Annotated in this window: 17 protein-coding genes and 1 pseudogene; 13 read left to right on the top strand and 5 right to left on the bottom strand. The window is 72.6% G+C overall.

Annotated features, from left to right (window positions below):
- Window positions 1-4 precede the first annotated feature (4 nt).
- On the top strand, window positions 5-274 hold the full coding sequence (locus ACFYZR_RS20225; RefSeq protein ID WP_391912091.1) for an acyl carrier protein: 270 nt from the start codon (window positions 5-7) through the stop codon (window positions 272-274).
- Window positions 271-1,506, top strand: coding sequence for a beta-ketoacyl-[acyl-carrier-protein] synthase family protein (locus ACFYZR_RS20220; RefSeq protein WP_391912089.1), 1,236 nt, complete (start codon window positions 271-273; stop codon window positions 1,504-1,506). Before ACFYZR_RS20225 ends, ACFYZR_RS20220 begins: the two co-directional genes overlap by 4 nt.
- Window positions 1,507-1,528: 22 nt before the next feature.
- Here ACFYZR_RS20220 and ACFYZR_RS20215 read toward each other — a convergent pair whose 3' ends face one another.
- Window positions 1,529-3,955 carry an NACHT domain-containing protein gene (locus ACFYZR_RS20215; RefSeq protein ID WP_391912087.1) on the bottom strand — a complete coding sequence of 809 codons (2,427 nt, stop codon included), beginning with the start codon at window positions 3,953-3,955 and terminating at the stop codon, window positions 1,529-1,531.
- A 247-nt stretch (window positions 3,956-4,202) separates the two neighbouring features.
- Here ACFYZR_RS20215 and ACFYZR_RS20210 point away from each other — a divergent pair, with 247 nt between their 5' ends.
- The 3 genes from ACFYZR_RS20210 to ACFYZR_RS20200 all read left to right on the top strand — a co-directional run bounded on the left by ACFYZR_RS20210 (window position 4,203) and on the right by ACFYZR_RS20200 (window position 6,870).
- Complete coding sequence (locus tag ACFYZR_RS20210; RefSeq protein WP_391912085.1) at window positions 4,203-5,303, top strand: BTAD domain-containing putative transcriptional regulator; 1,101 nt, start codon at window positions 4,203-4,205, stop codon at window positions 5,301-5,303.
- A complete protein-coding gene (locus ACFYZR_RS20205) occupies window positions 5,300-5,989 on the top strand; it encodes a hypothetical protein (protein WP_391912083.1) in 690 nt (229 codons plus the stop codon). The genes ACFYZR_RS20210 and ACFYZR_RS20205 overlap by 4 nt, the downstream gene beginning before the upstream one ends.
- A gap of 122 nt (window positions 5,990-6,111) precedes the next feature.
- A complete protein-coding gene (locus tag ACFYZR_RS20200) occupies window positions 6,112-6,870 on the top strand; it encodes a PE-PPE domain-containing protein (RefSeq protein ID WP_391912081.1) in 759 nt (252 codons plus the stop codon).
- A gap of 8 nt (window positions 6,871-6,878) precedes the next feature.
- Here ACFYZR_RS20200 and ACFYZR_RS20195 read toward each other — a convergent pair whose 3' ends face one another.
- Entirely contained in the window at window positions 6,879-7,052 is a 174-nt protein-coding gene (locus ACFYZR_RS20195) for a hypothetical protein (RefSeq protein ID WP_391912079.1), read from the bottom strand.
- 719 nt (window positions 7,053-7,771) lie between these two features.
- On the opposite strand from ACFYZR_RS20195, the gene ACFYZR_RS20190 reads away from it, so the two are divergent.
- Window positions 7,772-8,569 (top strand): GNAT family N-acetyltransferase, encoded by a 798-nt coding sequence (locus ACFYZR_RS20190; RefSeq protein WP_391912077.1) that lies wholly within the window; start codon window positions 7,772-7,774, stop codon window positions 8,567-8,569.
- Between the two features lie 65 nt (window positions 8,570-8,634).
- A complete protein-coding gene (infA, locus tag ACFYZR_RS20185) occupies window positions 8,635-8,859 on the top strand; it encodes a translation initiation factor IF-1 (RefSeq protein ID WP_391912068.1) in 225 nt (74 codons plus the stop codon).
- On the opposite strand, the gene ACFYZR_RS20180 is transcribed toward infA, so the two are convergent.
- Complete coding sequence (locus tag ACFYZR_RS20180) at window positions 8,822-9,640, bottom strand: GNAT family N-acetyltransferase (RefSeq protein WP_391912066.1); 819 nt, start codon at window positions 9,638-9,640, stop codon at window positions 8,822-8,824. The genes infA and ACFYZR_RS20180 overlap by 38 nt on opposite strands.
- A 189-nt stretch (window positions 9,641-9,829) precedes the next feature.
- Window positions 9,830-10,642 (bottom strand): SDR family NAD(P)-dependent oxidoreductase, encoded by an 813-nt coding sequence (locus ACFYZR_RS20175; protein WP_391912064.1) that lies wholly within the window; start codon window positions 10,640-10,642, stop codon window positions 9,830-9,832.
- A gap of 509 nt (window positions 10,643-11,151) precedes the next feature.
- Between ACFYZR_RS20175 and ACFYZR_RS20170 the strand changes: the two genes are divergently transcribed.
- From ACFYZR_RS20170 to ACFYZR_RS20150, 5 genes are all read left to right on the top strand, one after another.
- Window positions 11,152-12,141, top strand: coding sequence for a DUF1648 domain-containing protein (locus ACFYZR_RS20170; RefSeq protein WP_391912062.1), 990 nt, complete (start codon window positions 11,152-11,154; stop codon window positions 12,139-12,141).
- Between the two features lie 2 nt (window positions 12,142-12,143).
- A complete protein-coding gene (locus tag ACFYZR_RS20165) occupies window positions 12,144-12,506 on the top strand; it encodes a GntR family transcriptional regulator (RefSeq protein ID WP_391912373.1) in 363 nt (120 codons plus the stop codon).
- Between the two features lie 178 nt (window positions 12,507-12,684).
- Window positions 12,685-13,374, top strand: a complete 690-nt coding sequence (locus tag ACFYZR_RS20160) for a hypothetical protein (protein ID WP_391912060.1) — start codon at window positions 12,685-12,687, stop codon at window positions 13,372-13,374.
- 259 nt (window positions 13,375-13,633) lie between these two features.
- Complete coding sequence (locus ACFYZR_RS20155) at window positions 13,634-14,173, top strand: SdpA family antimicrobial peptide system protein (protein WP_391912058.1); 540 nt, start codon at window positions 13,634-13,636, stop codon at window positions 14,171-14,173.
- Window positions 14,167-15,171, top strand: a complete 1,005-nt coding sequence (locus ACFYZR_RS20150) for a sporulation-delaying protein SdpB family protein (RefSeq protein ID WP_391912056.1) — start codon at window positions 14,167-14,169, stop codon at window positions 15,169-15,171. The genes ACFYZR_RS20155 and ACFYZR_RS20150 overlap by 7 nt, the downstream gene beginning before the upstream one ends.
- Here the strand turns inward: ACFYZR_RS20150 and ACFYZR_RS20145 are convergent.
- Window positions 15,155-16,345, bottom strand: coding sequence for a cytochrome P450 (locus tag ACFYZR_RS20145; protein ID WP_391912054.1), 1,191 nt, complete (start codon window positions 16,343-16,345; stop codon window positions 15,155-15,157). The genes ACFYZR_RS20150 and ACFYZR_RS20145 overlap by 17 nt on opposite strands.
- A 135-nt stretch (window positions 16,346-16,480) precedes the next feature.
- Between ACFYZR_RS20145 and ACFYZR_RS20140 the strand changes: the two are divergent.
- A pseudogene (locus ACFYZR_RS20140) lies at window positions 16,481-16,612 on the top strand (MarR family transcriptional regulator); the annotation flags it as partial.
- Between the last annotated feature and the right edge of the window lie 80 nt (window positions 16,613-16,692).

Raw genomic sequence — 16,692 nt, 5'->3', positions numbered from 1 at the left:
CGTCATGACCGAGGTATGGAACGTGGTGACCCGGGCCATCACCGGCATCCGGCCTGATCTGGGCGAACCCGGAACGGCCATCACCCGCGATTCCGCGCTGTTCTACGCGGCCGATCCCGAACAGCCGGTGCTCGGCCTCGACTCCATGGAGGCACTGGAGCTGATCACCGTCCTGGAGCGGGAATTCGGGGTCGAGCTGGCCGACACCGGCATCCGGATCGCCGACCTCCACACGGTCGGGGACGTGGCCGACGCGATGGCGGGGGCGCGGTGACACCCCGGGCGGCGGCGCGCCATCGCGTGCTGGTGACCGGCATCGGCGTCGAGTCGTGCGCGGGCGGCACACCGGACGAGCTGTGGGACGCCCTGGCCTCGGGGCGGCCCGCGACCTCGGCGCTGGAGCTCGGACAGCCGTCGCCCTGCCAGGTCGGCGGCGTGATCCGCGGGTTCGACCCCCGCGAGCACATGTCCGCCCAGCAGGTCCGCCGCACCTCGCGCTTCCAGCAACTGCTGTTCGCGGCGGCGATGAAGGCACGGGAGGACGCGCGACTGCGCACGCCGCCGGGGGCCCTGTACATCGGCACCGGTGGCGGCGGGCTCGACGAGACCGCGCGGCTCGTGACCGTGCTGAACCGGAGCGGGTGGCCGCGGATGGACCGGCTGGGAATGCTCCGGCTGCTGCCCAACCAGGCCGCCGGGCTCGTCGCCCAGGAACTGGGCACAACGGGCCCGGTGCTCACCCTCTCGACCGCCTGCGCGGCCTCGACGGACGCCATCGGGGCGGGCCTGCGCGCGGTGCGCGACGGCACCGCCGACGTGGTCCTCGTCGGCGGTGTGGAGAGCTGGCTGGACACACCGGCCCTGGCCTCGTTCCGCCTGCTGGACGCGCTCTCCCAGCGGCCCGCGGCCCAGGCGGCGGCCGCGTCACGGCCGTTCGACCGCGACCGGGACGGCATGGTCCCGGCCGAGGGCGCCGCCGTGCTCGTCCTGGAGTCGGAGCGCTCCGCGCTGCGCCGTGGCGCGACCGTGCACGGCGAGGTGCTCGGCGCCGCGTCCACCTGCGACGCCCACCACCCCGTGGCGCCGCGCGCGGACGGCGCGGTGGCGGCCAGGACGATCGAGCTGGCCTGCGCCGACGCCGGCCTCGACACCGGCGCCGTGGACCTGGTCAGCGCGCACGGCACCTCGACGCCGCAGGGCGACCGGGCCGAGACCGCGGCGATCAAGCAGGCGTTCGGCGCGCACGCGCGACGCGTGGCGATCACCGCGCCCAAGTCGGTCATCGGCCACGCGTGCGGCGCCAGCGGGATCCTGGAGAGCGTCGGCGTGCTGCGCGCGATCCGGGAGAAGTACGTACCGCCCACCGCGAACCTGGACAACCCCGATCCCGGCTGCGATCTGGACTACACCCCGCTCGTGGGCCGCCCCGCCCCGATCGGTGTCGCCGTCAAGCAGAACTTCGGTTTCGGCGGCCACAACTCGGCGGTGGTGTTCGGCGCCGCGTGACGAGGGCGGGGCGGCGGCGCCGTCATCGGGTGCCGCGGGCCCGGTAGGTGCGGGCGAGGTGGTCCCGGAGGCGGGCGTGGCGGAACTGGTAGACCGCGCCTGCCTGACGGAGCACACCCCGCCGGTAGGCGTCCTCCAGGAAGGCCACGACGGCCCAGGGCAGCCTGCCCGTCAGCGGCAGCCAGATCCGGGAGAACACGGCCCACTGGCCCCAGGCGGTCAGGGTGAGGGCATAGCCGAGGGCGCCGCAGAGCCCGCTGATGAGGCCGAGTTTGACCGAGGACTCGGGAGACCATACGAGCGGGCCCAGGAACACCGACATGAGCGGGACCGCCAGCGCGGACCCGACGCCGGTCAGCAGCCCGAAGACGGGTACCCAGACGAGGACCTGGGCGATGACCGTCCGGCGGTTGGTGCGCAGCAGGCCGGCCGGGTTGACGGCCGACCTGATGTCGAGCGGGGTCTCGAGGAGGGCCAGGAGCCCCAGGGTGGCGCCTCCCAGCATGAACACGACCCCGAAGAACACCCCGTCGTAGAGGCCGAAGAACAGCATGGCCAGGGGGCCGGTGCCCCAGAGGAGGCCCTTGAGCACTCCGTGCTCGAAACCGTAGCCGAAGCCGAAGCCGAGCCCGCACAGCAACCCCAGCACGACACGGGCGCCGGTCCTCCGGCCGGGCGCGGCGGCTCTGCCGAACACCTTCACGCGCACACCGGACGGGGGCACCGCCGCGCTCCTGGCGGCGACCAGGAACCAGTAGGCGACGGCACAGATGACCCCGGAGAGGAACCCCGTCGTCAGCCCTTCCGCGATCTGGAAGCGGAGGGGGTCGAAGAGGGTGCCGACGACGCAGTCGACGACCCCGACGACCAGACAGGTCAGCAGCGCGGTCACCAGGGTGCGCGCCGGGCGGCGCAGCCCCGAGCCGAGCCGCCACCACTCCAGGTCGGGGGTGTCGAGCCGGGTCAGGTGGTGGGCGAGGTAGCCGAGCCAGTACTGGGCGCGTTCGGGGTCGAAGCCGCGGCGCGTACCGCTGTCCGGGTGGTGCTCCGGCCGGAGGCGGTAGGCGGTGGCGGTGAAGGTGTCGAGAAGGTGGTCCTCCAGTTCGCCGGGGCCGCCGAACCGGTGGGTGTCGAGGAGCGAGGCCGGGTCGCGGCCGGGGGTGTCGCTGTAGACGGCGCGGGCGAGCGTGACCATCAGCGGGGTGGTCAGCACCGCGGCGAGCTGCTCGGCGCCCCGGCCGCGCGGCCGCTCGCGCAGCGCGCTCAGCACGGGGTGCCACGCGGTCGTCGCGGCGTCCCCGCCGCGGGCCTTGCGCGTGGTGCGCGGCAGGTAGTCGGCCAGGTCGTCCAGGGTGAGGTCCGTCAGCTCCACCGCGGCGGCGGACGTGAGCACGTCGGTCTCCGCCACGGCCGTGGCGTACTCGGCCGGACGGCTCGTCAGCAGCAGGGGAAGCGTGGTGGCGTTGAGCGCCTCCAGCGCGGGGCGGTGCAGGCCTGCGGCGATCTCGTCGAAGCCGTCGAGCACGGGGAGCACCCGGCCGGCCTCGACCAGCGCGGCGGCCAGACTCGGCCCGCCGGGCGCCGGGGCGGCGAGCCCGGGGTGATCGCGGATCAGCTGCGCGGTCAGCCAGTCCCGGAACGTGATGGCGGTGGGGTCCCAGGCGCCGATGCTGAAGATCACCGGTACGGGGTCGGTGCGGGTCCTCGACGTGATGTGGTCCAGGACGAACCGCGTGGTGAGGATCGACTTCCCGGAACCGGGCCGCCCCAGCACGACCAGCCGCCCGGAGGGGATCCGCCGGTACACGTCCACGACCTCGTCCAGCCGCCCGCCGAGCTCCAACGGCCCGGGGGCCCCTGACGTCCCGTGCGTCCCTCCGGCGGGGAGCCGCCGGATGTTGGCCCAGTGATCGGTCAGCTCCTCCGCCCCCGCCCGCCAGCACACCGGCAACGGATACGGATCGTGCACCTGCCGCTGCTCCTCCTCCCGCTGCCACCGCGCGGCCACCGCGTGCGCGAGCTGCTCGGCGACGTCGGCGAGGACGTCCCGCAGCGCGGAGGGGGGCCGGGTGATGGCCGGTCCGGCGGGGGCCGGCTGCCTGGCGGGCCACTCGGCCGGTACGGGCTGCCCGGTGGCCGGTTCCACGGGGGCCGACGACCCGGCGGACCGTTCGGCCGAAACCGGTCTCCCCATGGCCGGTTCGGCGTGGCCGGCCCGACCGTCGGACAGGCTGTCAGGCCCCCCGTCGAACCGGCCGTCCGACCGCCCGTCCGGCCGGCCCGGCGCCCCGGGCCGGCTGACGGCGGCGGCCAGCAGCTCCTCGCTCTCCGCCGGCGCCAGCCCGAGCGCGTCGGCCAGCCGCCGCACCGTGGTCACCCTGGGGTCCGCGCGTTCGCCGGTCTCCAGGCCGCGGATGGTGCGCACGCCCACCCCGGCACGTTCCGCCAAGGCCTCCTGAGTCATTCCCGCGTCGCGCCGCAGCCGCCGTAACAGCGTGCTGAACTCACTGGCCACAGATCACGGCCTCCCCCTCGGACCTCTCAGACCCCTCGGACAAGTGTTTCCCCAGCTGACGGACTCTAGCGCGGCCACCGGCCGCATACGGCCGGTCCCTTGGCCTGTCCGTTCGCCCACCCCGGGGCCACCTTCGACGGTGATCCGCCGCGGTAAGCGGCACGACTCACGGGGAGCCACGATGCCGATCACCACGACCACCGGCCGACCGGCCGTCACCACACTCGGACGCCAGGAACGGGACGTCCTCTACGCGGTCGGCTGCGGCCTGCGGGACGACGAGATCGCCACCGCCCTCGCCATCCCCGAAGAGGCCGTGGCCGGGCACCTCGCGCGGATCCTCACCGCGCTCGGGCTGCGCGACCGGGCCGCCGCCATCGTCCACGCCTTCGACTGCGGCCTCGTCGCCCCCGGCCGAGGCCCCCGGAGACAGGCGACGAGCCCGGAACCCGGACGAGCGCCGCGACCGGCCGTGGCCGCCCGGCAGGTGCCCGGACCGCGCTTACGGATCTCCGTCCTCGGCCCCTTGCGGGCATGGCGCGACGGACAGCACCTGGACCTGGGGCACCTGCGCCAGCAAGCCGTCCTGGCGACGCTGGCCCTGTGCGCGGGCCGGTCGGTCAGCCGGCAGGAACTGACCGACGGGGTGTGGGGCGAGGAGCCCCCGAACACCAACGTGGTGCCGGTGTACATCTACCGGCTGCGCAAGATCCTGCGCACGGGAGGCGACCCGGACTCGGTGATCGAGCGCGACCGGAGCGGCTACCGGCTGCTCCCCGGCGCGGTCAGCGTGGACGTGGCGCAGGTGGAGGAACTCGTCACCGCGGCCGGCGTGGCCGAGCGGGCGGGCGATCTGGCCGAGGCGGTCCGCGCCTGCTCCCAAGCGCTGGACCTGTTCCGCGGCGAGCCCCTGGCCGGCCAGCCGGGGCCGTTCGCCGAGCTGGAGCGGCTGCGGCTCACCGAGCGCAGGATCGTCGTCGTGCAGCGGAAGCTCGACTGGCAGTTGCGGCTGGGCCAGCACTCCGAAGCCGTCGCCGAGCTGTCGGCCCTGTCCGTGACGCAGCCCCTGAACGAGCCCGTGGCCGTGATGCTGATGCGCGCGCTGTACCTCAGCGGCCGGCAGGGCGACGCGCTGACCGTGTACGACCGCACCCGCCGCCGTCTGGCGGAGGAGCTGGGGGTCTCTCCGGGCCGGTTGCTGCGGCAGACGCACCGGACGATTCTGCGCGGGGACGACAGCGGGGACGGCATCCGCCTCGGTCTCACCGGAACCACGCGGTGAGCGACCCGGCGCGGCGTACGCGCGGCGAGGAGCTGTTGCTGGCGAGGATCTCGGCGGCGGCCGGCCGCGAGCGCCTCGGCAGGCGGCGTGCCACCTACGCGGCGGCCGCGCGCACGGCACGCACCGCACGCACGGCGCACGTGAAAGCCCTGCTGGCGCTCGTCCGGCACGGCGGGTCCGCCGGGGCGGCGAACGCGCGCGACGCCGCGCGACTGGACCTGTACGAGAACGGGATGACGGTCGCCGTCAAGGGCCGGATCCACGTCGTCCGCTACGACACGACCTCCGTGTTCCGGACGGAAGCCGCGGGCGAGGCCTGCGCGGTCACCGACGTCGACGGGGAGCGGGTCGTGCTGCGCCACGGGCCGGAGCGGGGCGAGGCGCCGGAATGGTGGTCCGAGATCGAGCAGGGCGTCGTCCGCGCCCAACTGCCCCGGGCGCTGGCCGCGCTCGCCAGGGGCGAGTGCCTGGCCTTCGGCGGCGTCCGGCTCACCGGGGAGGAGATCGGGTGGGGAGAGGTCCGCGTGCGCTGGCCGCGGGTCCGGCGGCTCCGGACCGGGCCGGGAGCTGTCCGGCTCGACGTCGACGGGACATGGCACGAACTGGGCCCCGCAGGTCCCGGGATCCCCAACCTCTTCGTCCTCCGGGCCCTGGTGGAGCGTCTCGGCGGGGGCGGCGCGCGCTGACTTCCCGCACCGTGCGGCGGCCTGGCGAGCGGTTTCATCACGATGTCAACGACCGCGCATAACCTCCAACCTTCACAAGGCAGTTGTGTGTCAACACTCTCAGCAGAAGGAGAAACAGAGCGATGACCCTGGCCCGCAGATGGAGGAAGGCGATCGTCGCAGGGGCGGCGACAGCGGTCATGGCGGCCATGACGGCCGCCGTGCCCGGGGTCGCCCACGCGGATCCGGCGCACCACTACTACCTGGAGTTGGGCGGCACCGGCGCGGCGGCGCCCGCGCCCGGCTGCACCGGCAGCTACGCGTTCGCCGACAAGCACCTCGACGGGGGCATTCCGGTCCCGGTGTGCTACCCGGCGAGTGCCGGCCCCTGGCTCAACGGCCGCAACCAGTTCCCGGACCCGACCGCGCCGAGCTTCGACGACAGCGTCCGCGAGGGCTACCGCAATCTGCTGGCCGCCGCGGAGGAGACCCACCGTCGCGACCCCGGCGCCCGTCTCACGATCGTCGGCTACTCGCAGGGCGCCCAGGCGGCCGACCAGGTCCTCCAGACGATAGCGAGGGGGGAGAGCGGCATACCCCGCTCACTGGTGAGCGGCAAGCTCTACTCCGACCCGATGCAGCCGGGCACCGGCATCTGGGCCAAGCTGCCCAAGGGCTGGAGCGCCTTCGGGTTCACCTCTCCCGGCCCCGGCCCGGAGAAGTTCGACGGCATCCCGGTGCAGCGATTCTGCATCCGCACCGACGGGGTGTGCGACGCGACGGCGCTGACGTCCATCGGCGGCTTCCTGGCCCAGCACCCGAAGTACCAGCGGGACGGCGACATCATGACGAAGACCATCGCCCAGGACGGTGGCGAGGGGGTCGTCTGGTACGAACCCTGACCGGCCCCTCACCGGGGCCGGACGGCCGGGGGGACGGCCGGGCGGAAGACCACGGCGGCCCCCAGCGCGGCACCGGCCGGTACGAACACGTCGCCGGACGGCGTCTGCCGCAGGGGAAGCCCGTTGCGGCGCAGCAGGTCGCGGGTGAGGGCGAGGTCGCGTACGGCGACGGTGCAGCTCACGAGTGCCGGCAGCGCGGCAGGTTTCCGCTCGCCCCGCCCGTCTCGCCGGCCGGCCGAGGTACGTCTCGTACCGCCGCCGGGCCGCCGCCAGTTCCGGGTCGGCGACGCAGAGCATCGCCTCGACGAGTTCGACGGCGCCGTTGATCTCCGGATAACGGACGGTCTCGACCGGGACCTCCGCGCCCGGGGGCGCGGCTCGCCGCACCGTGTTGACCCCGCTGTGCCGGACACCGGCGGCGGTCAGCCGCGCGGCCGCCTCGTCGATGGCGGGCGAGGAGAACATGAGAATGTGCAGGCCCTCGAACCGGCCCAGGCACGCGGCCAGATTGGCGTTGCTCTCACCGATCCGTTCCACGAGCACGGGCAGCACCTCGGCCGGCGCTTCCAGGGGAACGAGCCGGGCGTCGGCCGGAAGGCGGACGGTGTCGCCGTCCTTCACGCACGTCGCGAGTTCGAGAAAGGAATTCGTGAAACCGGCCACCGGTCAACGCGCCGCAGGACGAGGGCCTGTCACACGGCGGCGGAGCCATCGACGTCTAAACGGGTTGGGCCGTCCGGCCAGCGGCTGGTACGGTCTGGGCAGCCGTGAGAGAACGCGAGGAGGTGAGACCCATGAAGGCCGTATCCATGTGGGTGCTCCCCCTTTTCGTCACGGTGGGCGATTGACGCAGGTGTCGCCGGGAGCGCCTCAGACAAGGCACTCCCGAGAGGCAACACCAATGAATTCAACGCATTCCCCTTCGCCCATGAGCGACCACTCCGCCGTGGTCACCCGGGTTTCCGACACACAGTGGCACGCCGTCGAGGACGACCGGGTGGTCGGCCACGGCGACGCTTCGCGCCGGCCCGACGGACGGCTCTTCGTCAGCGTCGACGCATGGCACGACGCGGTCTTCGACCGCATCGCCGAAACGATGCTGACGGACCTGCCGGCACCGCTGTACACCGTCGTCGACGAGGCCGACCACGACTCGAGGTCCGCCTGGGAGCGGGCCGGCTTCACCACCGCACGCCGCGAGTGGGGCTATCACGTACCCACCGATCCGCGGGTCACCGGCCTCGGCTCGGTGCGGCCCCCGTCGGGCGTGACGATCGTCCCCGCCGGCGAGGCGGAGGAGGGCCCGCTGCGGGCTCTGGACCGTGTCGTCCGCGACGAGGTCGAGGCCGGCGCCGGCTGGCGGACGATGCCGGCCGAGGTACTGCCCCGCCCGGCGGGGATCACCGTGGCCGACCTGTCGAAGTACGCGGTGGCGCGGCACTTCGACCAGTACGTGGGCCTGGTCCGGGTGACGCCGCTGACCCGGCGGCCACGGATCGGGCTGATCGCCGTCCGCGCCGACAGCCACCGCCGCGGCATCGCCCGGGCACTGCTGGCCCACGCGCTGGGCTCGCTGCACCGCTCCGGAACGGCTTCGGCATGGGCCGAGGTGGACGAGTCCAACGCGGCGGCCACCGCCCTCTTCGAAGGCATCGGCGCCCGCCGCGCGGGCAGCACCCTGGAGCTCGTCCGCCACTGACATCCCAGTCCCGGTCCCACCACACCGCACGGCCACAGAACGAAAACCGAAAGAAGTGAGAGACCATGACGAAATCGTCAGGAGGCATAGACGTCGAAGGCACCGTCGTCGAGTGCCTTCGCAATGCCACCTTCAAGGTTGAACTGGAGAACGGGCACACGGTGCTCGCCCACATCAGCGGGAAGATCCGGAAGAACTACATCAAGATCCTCCCGTACGACCGGGTGCTCGTGGAACTCAGCCCCTACGACCTCACCCGAGGCCGGATCCGCTACCGCTACCGGTCGTAGCGGAGAGAGCGACCGCCGCTCCGAGCCCGTAGTGCACATAGCTGTGGATCAGCTGGAATCCTGACTTCGCCGCGAGGTGGCGGCTGGGGTGGTTGTCGCGGGAGCAGGTCCACGACGGGACGCGGCCCCGCGCGGTGATGTCGGCGCACAGGGCGCGGACGCACGCGGTGGCCAGGCCCTGGCCCCGCTCGGCCGGCAGGGTGGCCACGGCGATGTCCTCGTAGCGGCTGCCGGCGAAGAAGGTGGCGGCGAGGGAGAGCAGGCGCCGGTCGCGGAAGGCCCCCCAGCCGTGGCCGGACGCGGCGAGCCCGGCCGGGCCGCCCCAACTGCTGGCGATCCAGGCGAGGTCGGGGCCCAGGGCCCGTACGGCAGGCGCGTCGGCGGGCACGAGGGGGCGGACGAGCAGGCCGGGGTCCTGCCGGGCGGCGGGCGCCGGATCGTCGTAGGCCCAGATCATGCGTTCCCAGGGGACGACCCGTGTGAAGGCGCGGCCGAGCACGGGCAGGAAGGAGTCCGGGGTGACGACATAGCAGTGGGCCAGATGTGCGAGGTCCCCCGGGGCCGTCGTACGCGGGGTGCCGGCGAGGACGGCGTACCCGGCGCAGGAGACGGCGGCCGCCGTCGGGCGCGCCCGGTGGTCGGTCCACCAGGTGCCCAGGCCGGTGCGGGCGGCGTGTTCGGGCAGGGCTCCGACACCCGGGCGGCCGGCGGGGAACCAGGGGTGCCGGGCCCGGGCGGCCGGCGCCGTGCGGAGGGTGTCGAGGGTGTTGACGTTCGGCATGACGGCTCCGGAGAACCCGAGGGGCGGGCGGTGCCACGCCGCCCGCCCCGGTGGTGACGACCTGCGGTCAGGTGCAGGCCTTGCTGCCGTGGTTGGACTTCTTCTTGCGGCGGTCTCGCTTCTTACGGGCGCGCTTGGACACGGATGCCGTTCCTTCTTCCGGTAGCGGATACAGGGTTGTTACGGAGGTCAGGCCGTCCGGGCGACCAGCTCGTCGGCGAGCTTGCACAGTCGGCGTACCGTGCGCTCCTCCATGGCGACGGGGGCGGCCGGTGACAGGGCGGTGCAGTCGTAGTACGCGCCGGGGACGAGCTCGGCGGCCGGATCACACAGCCGTACGACACGCTCGGCGCCCTGCGAGGCGGAGTCGCCCTCGTGGGCGTACATCGGCAGCAGGGCCGTGTCGCACACGCCCGGGTGCACGCTGACCGATGTCCACGGCGCCTGCTCGCGGGAGAAGATGGTCAGGGCCAGCTGGGACTGGGCGTAGGCGGCGATGCGGGAGTAGCGCTTGGCGCGCTGGGGGTCGCCCCAGGAGATGGACGCCGTGCGGTGCATGGACGACGACACGTTGACCACGCGGCTGCCGGGGCGGGCGCTGAGCGGGCCGGACAGCTCGTGGGTGAGGAGGTAGGCGGCCAGGAAGTTGACCTGGAAGGAGAGTTCGTTGCCATCAGTGGTCACGGTGCGCCGCTCGGGTGCGACGACGGCCGCGTTGTTGACGAGAACGTCCAGCACCGGGTGCTCCTCGGCGACGCGGGCGGCCATGGCGCGGACCTCGTCCAGCCGGGAGAAGTCGGCCACGACCAGGCGCAGCCGCAGGGTGTCCACGCCGGCCGCGACCAGGCGGGAGACGGCGTCGTCGCCGGAGGTCCGGTCGGGGGCGTGCACGATGACCGTGTCCCCCCGGCCGGCGAGCAGCCGGGCGGTCTCCCAGCCGATGCCGGAGGTGGCACCGGTGACCAGCACGGTCCTGGGAGCGGGCGAGACAGCAGAAGACATGGGAATCCACTCCGGGAATTCGAGCAAAGCGGCAGCAGGATCCGCCTCATGGCGGGCTGCCGTGCGAACAGAAAGGCGACGTCAGCGGAGGCGCACGCGAACGTGTACGTGAACGTGAACGTGTCCACCGGCGGGCCGGGTGAGGTGCGCAGACATCACGAGGGTGCGCTCGGCGGCCTCGCGGTGTCGTCGCGGGAAGATGTGCTCAGCGCACGGGAAGTGAGCAGCGCGCGGTGCCGGACAGCGCCGTATGAGGCGGCCGGTCGTCGTGGCGCAGGTGGCTGTTCACGAGCACTATCCAAGGCGACCGGGCGGCCCGGGGCAAGCGACACGCCGCTTCCCTGACGCGCTTCTGACATGCCACCACGCGCCGTACCGCACCGCACAGCACAGGCCGGCAACCGCACGCATCAGCAAGGGCGTTCGGGTCTCGTCAGGAAGCAGACGAGCCCCTTCCCCGAACTACCTCCGCTTGTTCTACTCATACTCGAACAAGTGGAGGTAGTCCCATGTCGCAGTCGCACCCCGCGCCCCTCAACGCCCGTCGCGTCCTCGTCGCCGCCGTACCGCCCGTGCTCGCCGTCGCCACCGTCCTGGCGACCTTCCTGTCCGTCCGGGACCGGCTGCCCGACCGGTTGGCCGTCCATATCGGAGCGGGAGGGAACGCCGACGGTTTCTCCGGACAAGGAGGCTTCCTCGCCACCGCGCTGGGCGTGCTGATCGGCGACGGCATGCTCTTCGCCGCCCTCGCCCACTGGATACGGACGACTCCCGGCGTCCAGCGCGTCCTCGCCGTCATCGGCGGCACCGTCGCGGTACTGACCGGATGGCTGATCGTCGCCGTGCTGCTGGCCAACACCGACGTCACCGACGCCTCCTCCGTGACCCTGCCCGGCGCGCAGGCCGCGCTCGCCTTCGCGGCGGCGGCCGGCTACGCGGCGGTGGGCTGGCTGGTCTGCGGCAGGGCCGAGGAGACCGGGTCCGTCTCCGGCCCCTCCGCCGGCGCCGAGCGCATCGCGCTCGGGGACTCCGAGACCGCCGGCTGGACCCGCGTCGCCGGATCCCGTGTGCTGCCCGTCACCGGCATCCTGGTGGCGACAGCCGGCATCGTCATCGGATTGACCACCGGGTGGATGCCCGCGCTGCCGCTCTTCATCACCGGCCTCCCCATGGCCCTGCTGACGGGCGCCCGCGTCACCGCCGACCGGCGCGGCATCACCGTCACCCCCTCCCTCGCCCCCTGGCCCCGGCTCAATGTGCCGCTGCAGAGGATCGCCGAGGCCGGCCACCGCACCGTCAATCCCGTGCGCGACTTCGGTGGCTGGGGCTACCGGGCCCGGCCCGGAGCCAGCGGCATCGTGCTGCGTTCCGGCGACGCCATCTCCGCCCGGCTGACGACCGGCAGCGAGTTCGTGGTGACCGTCGACGACGCCGCCACCGCGGCGGCGCTGCTCAACACCCTCGCCGACCGCGAGCGCCGCACCGCCGCCGGAGGGTGACCGTGCTCTTCCGCGTCGACCCCTCCTCGCCGCTCCCCCTCGGCGACCAGATCGCCGCCTGCGTCCGCGGCGCCATCGCCGACGGCACCGTGCGCACGGGCGAACGCCTGCCCTCCGCCCGTGACGTCGCCGCGTCCCTCGGCGTCAATATGCACACCGTCCTTCGCGGCTACCGGCGACTGCGCGAGGAAGGGCTGCTCGAACTGCGCCGCAGCCGGGGCGCCGTCGTCACCGCGGGACCGACCGTCGAGCGGGCCCGGCTCGCGGCCCAGGCCCACCAGCTGGTCGCCGACGCCCGCACGCTCGGGATGACCGACGCCGACGTGCTCGCCCTCATCAGGGCCTCCCTGACCGACGGAACCTGAACGTCCGCTGTCAAGACGGCAGTTCCCCTCCATCAAGATCGCATAAGGAACCCCCGCCGGACGGTGACCTGACCCACCGGTAATGGAAACGTTCCGGCCGAAAGATCGCGAGCCCCGCGGCAGGTGTCCTCCGTCCCTGCCGCGGGATCGCCATGTCCACACCCGAGGGGGAACCTCCATGAAGATCACCCGCCGCACCGCCGGCATCGTCGCCGGTCTGACCGCCACCGCGGTCTGCGTCACCGGCGCCACGGCCGCCGCGGCGCCGAGCTCCGCCGGTCACGCGCGGACCGTGCACGCCGCGGCCGCGAAGCCGGCCCCGAGCGCCGCCGAGGACGGCAAGGCCGTCTTCCAGGGCCTGTTCTTCGGCCAGGGCCGGGTCGGCGCCGAGCTCGCCAAGAACCCGCTGTTCAGCGACATGCGCAAGGAACTCTCCAAGGGCGACGCCCAGGACTCCGCGCGCGTGGCCCGGATCGTCACCGACGCCGTGGACGCCAAGTACCCCGGCTTCTTCGCGGCCTTCGGCAAGAAGGCCCGCAGCGGCGACCCGCGCAAAGTCGAGACGGCCGTCAACGACGCGCAGACCAAGCTGCTGTCGACGGTCAAGACCAGCGACGCCAAGGGCTCCGCCCAGCCGGTCCAGAACGGCCAGATGTGCGGCACCTTCGTCGCCGTCGCCGGCGCGGTCATCCACATCGCCGCCGCCGTGACGGCCGCCGCCGCCGCGGTCACCGTGACCGTCGCGGTCGGCGCCAACTTCGTCAAGGCCAAGAACTGGTTCTGGAGCGTGGCGCCCAAGGACGACACCACCGCCCTGGGCCACGACGAGGCCGTCGCCACCGTGACGAAGATCCTCAAGACCGCCTGACCCGGGCGCGTCCTCAGCGGAACACACCCCTGACCGTGGGCCGGGCCACGCCGGCTGCCCGGCCCACGCACCAGCAACCCCAGACGCACACCCAGTACAGCCGGTACAGCCAGACGCAGACGACCGGGAAGACGACGTGATACCCGCCCAACGCACCGCAGGAGAACGGCCCGAACGGCCCGAACGGCCCGAACGGACATCGGGAGTCCGCCGCCTCATCCGCTCAGCCGTACAAGGCCCCGCGCCTCGCCGCGTCCACGTGTCCCGCCGCTCGGTGCTGGCCGTCGTCATCGTCTGGAGCGTGGCCGTCCTCTACGTGGCGCAGGTCCACGTGCCCAAGAACGTGCTCTCCCTGCCCGGTCAGAAGCAGGTCCGCGCCACGGTGGCCAACGTCGCGCCACAGGGCTGGGCGTTCTTCACCAAGTCCCCCCGGGACGTGGAGGTCCTGCCCTACCGGCAGGCCGCCGCCGGCGGATGGGCCTCCTTGGCTCTGACACCGCACTCCAGCCCCCACAACGCCTTCGGCCTCGACCGCGCCTCCCGCTCGCAGGGCATCGAGATCTCCCTCCTGCTCAATCTGGCGGAGAAGAAGGAGTGGAAGGAGTGCGGGGAGAACGACCTCGCCGACTGCCTGGCGAACGCCCGCCCGTCCCGGAAGGTGCGCAACCCCTCGCCCGAACCGACCGTCTGCGGGCGCGTCGCGCTCGTCCAGGAGAAACCCGTCCCCTGGGCCTGGCGCGACCTCGTCGACGAGCGCACCACCCCCGAGCGCTACCTCGCCATGGACGTCACATGCTGAACATCCCGGCTCTCCGCCGTACCCGCGCCATCCCCCTCCCCTGGGGCAACGCCTACGGCCTCGCCCGCACCCTGCTCGCCCTGGGCACCGCCGCGACCCTGGCTTTCAGCAGTTCCGCCACGCTCTTCCGGCCCGTCGTCACGATCGGCGAGTACCCGCTGTGCCAGGGCATGACGGCCGGCGGGGCCTTCTGTCTCGTCCCGCGCGGGCAGTTCGACCTGCTGCGCTGGCTGTGCGTCGCCGCCCTCCTGGTCGTCGCCTCGGGCTGGCGGCCCCGGATCACCGCCCTGCCGCACGCCTACATCAGCTTCAGCGTCTTCTCCGGCATCGCCATCGGCGACGGCGGCGACCAGATCACCTGGATCCTCTCCCTGCTCCTGGCCCTCGTCGCACTCGGCGACGGACGGCACTGGCACTGGCAGAGGCACTGGCGCACACCCCGGGGACCCGCGGCCGACGACGAGCCGGTGTCCCGTGTCACCCGCGGCTGGGCGCTCCTCGGCACCAGCGCGTGGGTCATCGCCCGCCTCCAGATGGCCCTCCTCTACTTCCAGGCGAGCGTTGCCAAGCTCCCGCACACCGAGTGGGCCGACGGCAGCGCCATGTACTACTGGGCCAACAACTCCTCCTTCGGCTTCCCCGAGTGGATACGGCCCCTCACCGATCCCGTCGTCCACTCCCCCGTCGGCGTCGCCGCCCTCTCCTGGCTGCCCATCGCCCTCGAACTCGCCCTGGCAGCCTCGCCGTTGATGTCGCAGCGGGCCCGCTGGGCACTCCTGCCGCTCGGTATCGCCTTCCATCTGGGCATTGCCCTCCTGATGGGGCTGTGGAGCTTCGCCCTGGCCATGGGGGCCGGCCTCTTCCTGCTGCTCAGCCCCGTCGGCCACCACTTCCCGCTTGTCCCGTCCCACCGTTCGGGGAAGGGGCGGACCTCTGCGGGCGCGCCCGCCTCGCCCGGTGGACCGGGCGACCGGCTCGTGGTCATACGTCCCAGGTGACCGGGAGGCTCTTCACCCCGTAGATGTCCGCGGTCTCCGGGCGCAGGACGACGTCCTCGGCCGGTACGGCCAGGCGCAGTGCGGGGAAGCGGTTGAACAGCGCGGGAAGCGCGACGCGCATCTCGACGCGGGCCAGTTGCTGGCCCAGGCACTGGTGGATGCCGTGGCCGAAGGCCAGGTGGCCGCCGTCCTGCCTGCGGATGTCGAGCACGTGGGGGTCGGCGAAGCGCTCGGGGTCGCGGTTGGCGGTGTTGTACGACAGGATCACCGTCGTGCCGGCCTTGATGGTCTGCCCGCCCAGTTCGACGTCCTCCAGTGCCGTCCTCCAGAACTGCTTGGCGACGCTCAGATACCGCAGCAGTTCCTCCACGGCCGGATCGGTGAGGGCGGGGTCGGCGCGCAGCGCGGCCAGCTGCTCCGGGTTCCGCAGGAGTGCGAAGGTGCCCAGCGACAGCATGTTCGCGGTGGTGTCGAACCCGGCCGCCAGCAGGATCAGGCTGATCCCCTTCAGTTCCTCATCGCTCAGATCACTGTCGGTGAGTTCGCTGAGCACGTCGTCGGTGGGGTTGGCGCGCTTGGCGGCCACCAGCTCCGCGAGGTAGTCCTGGGTGGCGGTGTAGGCCGCTATCAGCTCCTCGTCGCTCGTCTCCCCGCCCATGAACTTGTCGATCTGTTCCTGGAAGGAGCCCCGGTCCTCGTACGGCACTCCCAGCAGCTCGCAGATCACGATGGTGGGGATGGGCTTGGCGAACGCGGTCACCAGGTCCGCCGACGGCCCGGCCTTCTCCATGGCGTCCAGGCAGTCGGCGGTGATCTGCTCGATGCGCTCGGTGAGCAGCCGCATCCGCCGCACGGTGAACTTGCCCATCAGCGGCTTCCGGTAGCGCCTGTGCTGTGGGTCGTCCATGAGGAGGAACTCGCCGGGCGGCGCCGGCGGGATCTCGAAGTCCGCGACGTTCATGAGCTCCCTGCGCGAGCTGAACCGCGGGTCGGCCAGGACCGACTTGACCAGGTCGTACCCGGTGACGAGCCAGCCGGGTTTCCCACCGGGGTGGGTGCAGCGGCTGATGGGGCCGTACCGGCGGGCGTCGGTCAGCTCCGCAGGCGGGTCGAAGGGGCAGCCGGGCCGACGTGCCGTCGGCAGCGTGGTGACGGTGTGGACGGATTCACCCATGACCATTCCTCATCTCGCGATATGACGTGTTTTCCACTGCCCGAAAGCTACGTTGCATTCAGAATCCCGTCAATCACCAGAAAACCGTTTTCCCAGGTCAGGCGAGGGAAATTGATGCAATGACGCTGGGATCGAATGCAATGCTTTGTTGCAATGACTGGCGGCGAAGGCAATACTGACGGCATGCCAGGAGGACGGTTGACCCAGCAGGACCGCCAGCGCGTCGCGGCCGGACTGGCCGACGGGCTCTCGTACGCCGAGATCGCCAGACGGCTCGGCCGGTCGACCTCGACGATCAGCCGGGAGGTCGGACGCAACGGCGGCCCCGGCGGCTACCGGTCCCAGCA

It is taken from the genome of Streptomyces sp. NPDC001678, from assembly GCF_042892945.1.
Lineage (GTDB): Bacteria > Actinomycetota > Actinomycetes > Streptomycetales > Streptomycetaceae > Streptomyces.
This window is presented reverse-complemented; position numbering and strand designations above follow the sequence as displayed.

Excerpts from the sequence above, each read along its gene's own strand:
- ACFYZR_RS20160 (WP_391912060.1), top strand. The coding sequence starts at position 12,685 with ATGAAGATCACCCGCCGCACCGCCGGCATCGTCGCCGGTCTGACCGCC.
- ACFYZR_RS20200 (WP_391912081.1), top strand. The coding sequence starts at position 6,112 with ATGACCCTGGCCCGCAGATGGAGGAAGGCGATCGTCGCAGGGGCGGCG.
- ACFYZR_RS20145 (WP_391912054.1), bottom strand. The coding sequence starts at position 16,345 with ATGGGTGAATCCGTCCACACCGTCACCACGCTGCCGACGGCACGTCGG.
- ACFYZR_RS20170 (WP_391912062.1), top strand. The coding sequence starts at position 11,152 with ATGTCGCAGTCGCACCCCGCGCCCCTCAACGCCCGTCGCGTCCTCGTC.
- infA (WP_391912068.1), top strand. The coding sequence starts at position 8,635 with ATGACGAAATCGTCAGGAGGCATAGACGTCGAAGGCACCGTCGTCGAG.
- ACFYZR_RS20190 (WP_391912077.1), top strand. The coding sequence starts at position 7,772 with ATGAATTCAACGCATTCCCCTTCGCCCATGAGCGACCACTCCGCCGTG.
- ACFYZR_RS20175 (WP_391912064.1), bottom strand. The coding sequence starts at position 10,642 with ATGTCTTCTGCTGTCTCGCCCGCTCCCAGGACCGTGCTGGTCACCGGT.
- ACFYZR_RS20210 (WP_391912085.1), top strand. The coding sequence starts at position 4,203 with ATGCCGATCACCACGACCACCGGCCGACCGGCCGTCACCACACTCGGA.
- ACFYZR_RS20150 (WP_391912056.1), top strand. The coding sequence starts at position 14,167 with ATGCTGAACATCCCGGCTCTCCGCCGTACCCGCGCCATCCCCCTCCCC.
- ACFYZR_RS20225 (WP_391912091.1), top strand. The coding sequence starts at position 5 with ATGACCGAGGTATGGAACGTGGTGACCCGGGCCATCACCGGCATCCGG.
- ACFYZR_RS20180 (WP_391912066.1), bottom strand. The coding sequence starts at position 9,640 with ATGCCGAACGTCAACACCCTCGACACCCTCCGCACGGCGCCGGCCGCC.